General features: G+C 70.1%; 3 protein-coding genes and 1 pseudogene. All 4 read right to left on the reverse strand.

Going from position 1 to position 5,359, the window contains the following annotated elements; translation table 11 throughout:
- The coding region (carB, locus tag B7X32_RS17940; RefSeq protein ID WP_292722737.1) for a carbamoyl-phosphate synthase large subunit at window positions 1-3,221 on the reverse strand (3,221 nt) is incomplete at its 3' end.
- Window positions 3,221-4,447: a glutamine-hydrolyzing carbamoyl-phosphate synthase small subunit gene (gene carA / locus B7X32_RS17945; protein ID WP_292722739.1), complete on the reverse strand. Its 1,227-nt coding sequence runs from the start codon at window positions 4,445-4,447 to the stop codon at window positions 3,221-3,223. The genes carB and carA, both read right to left, overlap by 1 nt.
- On the reverse strand, window positions 4,444-4,983 hold the full coding sequence (locus tag B7X32_RS17950) for a hypothetical protein (RefSeq protein ID WP_292722742.1): 540 nt from the start codon (window positions 4,981-4,983) through the stop codon (window positions 4,444-4,446). The genes carA and B7X32_RS17950 overlap by 4 nt, the downstream gene beginning before the upstream one ends.
- Window positions 4,980-5,359: pseudogene (locus B7X32_RS17955) on the reverse strand (dihydroorotase); the annotation flags it as partial. The pseudogene B7X32_RS17955 and the gene B7X32_RS17950, both read right to left, overlap by 4 nt.

Raw genomic sequence — 5,359 nt, forward strand, 5'->3', positions numbered from 1 at the left:
GCGTCCATCCCGCTCACGGCGGCGCCGAGCGTCGCGATCGTGGTGAACAGCGCCTTGTCCGCAGCGACCGCGGCCGCGCGGATCTCGTAGCCGTCGGCGCGCGCGGCGCCGCCGGACGGCGTGTTCACGATGATGTCGATCGCGCCCTGGTCGATCAGGTCGACGATGTTCGTCTCGCCGCTCGCCTGGGTCTCGCTGTACTTCTCGACGACGGTCACCGGGATGCCGTTGCGCGAGAGGATCTCCGCGGTGCCCGTGGTCGCGACGATCGTGAAGCCGAGCTGGTGCAGCCGGTGCGCGGGCAGGATGACGGCGCGCTTGTCGGCATCGGCGACCGAGATGAACACGGTGCCGGACGTCGGCGTTCCGCCGTAGGCCGCGGCCTGGCTCTTCGCGAAAGCGGTCGGGAAGTCACGGTCGATGCCCATGACCTCGCCGGTCGAGCGCATCTCGGGGCCGAGCACGGAGTCGACGATGCGGCCGTCGGCGGTGCGGAACCGCTTGAACGGCAGCACGGCCTCCTTGACGGAGACCGGCGAGCCCAGCGGCACGCGCGATCCGTCGTTCTCCGGCAGCAGCCCTTCGTCCTTGAGCGCGGCGATCGTGGTTCCGGACAGGATGCGGCTCGCGGCCTTCGCGAGCGGGATCCCCAGCGCCTTCGACACGAAGGGCACGGTGCGGCTGGCCCGCGGGTTCGCCTCGATGACGTAGAGCACGCCGGCGCTGATCGCGAACTGCACGTTCAGCAGACCCCGCACGCCCACGCCCTCGGCGATCGCGAGGGTCGCCTCGCGCACCCGGTCGATGTCGGTGCGGCCGAGCGAGACCGGCGGCAGGGTGCAGCTCGAGTCTCCGGAGTGGATTCCGGCCTCCTCCAGGTGCTCCATGACGCCGCCGATGTAGAGCTCGGTCCCGTCGTACAGGGCGTCCACGTCGATCTCGATCGCGTCGTCGAGGAAGCGGTCGACCAGCAGGGGCTTGCCCTCCTCGATGATGACCTCGCCCGCCGTGCGCACGAAGTAGTCGCGCAGCGCCGGGGTGTCGTAGACGATCTCCATGCCGCGCCCGCCGAGCACGAAGCTCGGGCGCACCAGCACCGGGTAGCCGATCTCCTCGGCCACCGCGACGGCGCCGTCCACGTCGATCGCCGTGCCGTTGCGCGGGGCGACCAGGCCGGCCTCGTCGAGCAGGCGCGAGAACAGCTCGCGTTCCTCGGCGAGGTCGATCGCCTCGGGGCTCGTGCCCAGCACCGTGTAGCCGGCCGCCTCGATGCCCTTCGCGAGCCCCAGCGGAGTCTGTCCGCCGAGCTGGCAGACGACGCCGAGGATCGTGCCGCTCTGCGCCTCGGCGTGCAGCACCTCGAGCACGTCCTCGAGGGTGAGCGGCTCGAAGTAGAGCCGGTCGGAGGTGTCGTAGTCGGTGGACACGGTCTCCGGGTTGCAGTTGACCATCACGGTCTCGAAACCGGCGTCCGAGAGCGCGAAGGAGGCGTGCACGCAGGAGTAGTCGAACTCGACGCCCTGGCCGATACGGTTCGGACCGGAACCGATGATGACGACCTTGGTGCGCTCGGACGGCGTGACCTCGGTCTCGCTGTCGTAGCTGGAGTAGTGATACGGCGTGAGCGCGGGGAACTCCCCCGCGCAGGTGTCGACGGTCTTGTAGACCGGGCGGATGCCGAGCCCGTGCCTGACTCCCCGAACCTCGGCCTCGCTCACACCGCGGAGCTCGGCGAACTGCGCGTCGGAGAAGCCGTGGTCCTTGCCGAGCCGGATCGTGTCCGCATCGAGCTCCGGGGCCGTGCGGATCTGCTCGGCGACCTCGTTGATCAGCACCATCTGGTCGATGAACCAGGGGTCGATCGCGGTGGCCTCGAAAGCCTGCTCGATCGTCGCGCCCTTGCGCAGCGCCTGCTGCAGCACGACGATCCTGCCGTCGGTGGGCGTCTTCGAGATCTCCAGGAGCTCCTCGACGCTGCGGCTCTCCGGACCCCAGTGGAACGAGGATCCGCGCTTCTCGAGCGAGCGGAGCGCCTTCTGCAGCGCGGTCGTGTAGTTGCGCCCGATCGCCATCGCCTCGCCGACCGACTTCATGGTCGTGGTGAGCGTGGCGTCCGCGGCGGGGAACTTCTCGAACGCGAACCGCGGCGCCTTGACCACGACGTAGTCGAGCGTGGGCTCGAAGCTCGCAGGGGTCACGCCGGTGATGTCGTTCGGGATCTCGTCCAGGCGGTAGCCGAGGGCGAGCTTGGCCGCGAGCTTCGCGATCGGGAAGCCGGTCGCCTTCGATGCGAGCGCCGAGGAGCGGGACACGCGCGGGTTCATCTCGATGACGATGACGCGGCCGTTCTCCGGGTTCACGGCGAACTGGATGTTGCAGCCGCCGGTGTCCACACCGACGGCGCGGATGATGTCGATCCCGATGTCGCGCAGGTTCTGGTACTCGCGGTCGGTGAGCGTGAGCGCAGGGGCGACCGTGATCGAGTCGCCGGTGTGCACGCCGACCGGGTCGACGTTCTCGATCGAGCAGACGACGACCGTGTTGTCGGCGGTGTCGCGCATGAGCTCGAGCTCGTACTCCTTCCAGCCGAGGATCGACTCCTCCAGGAGCACCTCGGTGGTCGGCGAGTCGTGCAGGCCGGCGCCGCCGATGCGGCGGAGGTCCTTCTCGTCGTAGGCGAAACCGGATCCGAGTCCGCCCATCGTGAAGGACGGGCGCACGACCAGCGGGTAGCCGAGCTTCTCGGCGCCTTCGAGCAGCTCGTCCATCGTGTGGCAGATCACGGACGCGGCGACATCGGCTCCCGCGTCGAGCACGAGCTGCTTGAAGATCTGACGGTCCTCGCCCTTCTGGATCGCGTCGACCTTCGCGCCGATCAGCTCGACGCCGTACTTCTCCAGGATTCCGCGCTCGTGCAGCGCCATGGCGGCGTTGAGCGCCGTCTGGCCGCCCAGGGTCGGCAGGATCGCGTCCGGCTTCTCCTTGGCGATGATCGTCTCGATGACCTCGGGGGTGATCGGCTCGATGTACGTCGCGTCCGCGAAGTCGGGGTCGGTCATGATCGTGGCGGGGTTGGAGTTCACGAGGATGACGCGGACGCCGTCCTCGCGCAGGACGCGGCAGGCCTGGGTGCCGGAGTAGTCGAACTCGCAGGCCTGACCGATGACGATCGGGCCGGATCCGATGACGAGGACGGAGTGGATGTCGTCGCGCTTGGGCATTACTTGCTGTCCTTCGTGGAAGTCGTCGTCGCGTGCTTCGTCTCGTCGCTGCGCTCCTCGCTCAGCAACCGGGCGGCCTGGTCCTGGCGGACCAGCTCTGCGAACCTGTCGAAGAGGTAGTTGGCATCGTGCGGGCCGGCGGCGGCCTCGGGGTGGTACTGCACCGAGAACGCCGGGATGTCGAGGGCGCGGAGCCCCTCGACCACCTGGTCGTTGAGGCCGACGTGGCTGACCTCGACCTTGCCGTAGCCGTGCGGGCTGTCGAAGGAGCCCTCGATGGGCGCCTCGACCGCGAAGCCGTGGTTGTGCGCGGTGATCTCGACCCGGCCGGTGGCCTTGTCGAGCACCGGCTGGTTGATGCCGCGGTGGCCGAACGTGAGCTTGTAGGTGCCGAGCCCGAGCGCGCGGCCGAACAGCTGGTTGCCGAAGCAGATCCCGAAGTACGGCAGACCCGCGTCCAGCACCTCGCGGAGCACCGCGACCTGCGCGTCGGACGCGGAGGGGTCGCCGGGGCCGTTCGAGTAGAAGACGGCGACCGGCTCGATGGCCGCGATGTCGGCGAACGTGGAGGACTGCGGCAGGACGTGCACGTCGAACCCGCGCGCGGCGAGGTTGTCGAGCGTGGACTGCTTGACGCCGAGGTCGAGCACGGCGAGGTTGCCGATCCGCTCCCCCGTCGCCGGCGTGACCTGCGCGGAGGAGACGGAGACCGCGGCGGAGAGGTTCTGACCGGCCATCTCCGGCGCCTCGTTCACACGGCGCAGCTGCTCGTCGGCGTCCAGCGCGGCATCCGCACCGGAGAAGATGCCGCCGCGCATGGATCCGGCCGAGCGGATGTGGCGGGTCACGGCCCGCGTGTCGATGCCGCTGATGCCGACGATGCCGTCGCGCACGAGGGTCTCGTCGAGCGATGCGTTCGCGCGCCAGTTCGACACGACGCGCGAGGGGTCGCGCACGATGTACCCGGCGACCCAGATGCGTCGGGACTCGGGGTCCTCGTCGTTCATCCCGGTGTTGCCGATGTGCGGCGCGGTCTGCAGCACGATCTGTCCCGCGTAGGACGGGTCGGTGAGGGTCTCCTGGTAGCCGGACATGCCGGTCGCGAAGACGACCTCGCCCAGGGTGGTGCCGCGGGCGCCGTAGGCGCGCCCGACGTGGCGCGTGCCGTCCTCGAGGACGAGCACGGCGGAGTCGTGGCCCTGATTCGTGGAGGGGGACGTGGTCATGCGGATTCTCCTGTCTCGGAGGCAGCGTCGGGGCGCTGCGAGCTGATGAGTCGCTGGAGGTCGGTGAGCGCGGCGCCGGAGGCATCGGTGTTGCCGATGTCGCCGGTGACGCGGAGATAGCTGTCGACGACGGTCCCGTCGTCCGTGCGCCAGGCGAGGCGGATGAGACCGCCCGGCTCGACGACACGGTCGATCGTGACCGTGGCCCGGTCCGCGCCGACCAGCCGCGTCGACGCGAGGAACACGGTCGGCGAGCCGTCGAGGCTCAGCGCCGCGCCGCGGTCGGTGATGGCGAGCTCGCCGCGGGCGCGGTACACGAGCGGCCGGACGGCGAGGCGCTCGAGCGAGTGGTCGTGCTTGGTCGTCGCGACGTACAGGGTCTCGTAGCGGGCGCGCACCTCGGCGTGCTCCGGCACCCCGAGCGGCGCGGTGAGACCGGAGTCCCGACGCAGGCGCGCGCGCCAGGCGAGCACGCCGCCGAGGATCAGCAGCACGGCGACCGCGAGGACGACTGTTCCGGCGATCTGCTGGTTCACGAGCGCGCCCCCCGCTCGGCGAGCACGCCGTCCTCGAGCGTCGTGTACCCGTGGTGGACCGTCCAGAGGACCTTGCCGGGCAGATCGCGGCCGAGGTACGGCGAGTTCGTGCTCTGACCGTGCAGATCCGACTCGGCGAAGACGCCGACCGCGTCCGCGTCGTACAGCGTGAACTCGGCCGGCTGGCCTGCCGCGATCGGCGTGCCGTGGCCGGGGAGGGATCCGATCCGCGCGGGAGCGGAGCTCATGACGCGGGCGACATCGGTCCAGTCCAGCAGGCCGGTCTGCACCATCGACTGGTGCACGACCCGCAGTGCGGACTCGAGGCCCACCATGCCGTTGGCCGCGGCCTGCCACTCGCAGGCCTTCGCCTCGC

Origin of the sequence: Microbacterium sp. 13-71-7 (genome assembly GCF_002257455.1) — a bacterium.
Classification (GTDB): Bacteria; Actinomycetota; Actinomycetes; order Actinomycetales; family Microbacteriaceae; genus Microbacterium.

Coding starts and splice junctions, on each gene's coding strand:
- carA (WP_292722739.1), bottom strand. CDS start 4,447: ATGACCACGTCCCCCTCCACGAATCAGGGCCACGACTCCGCCGTGCTC.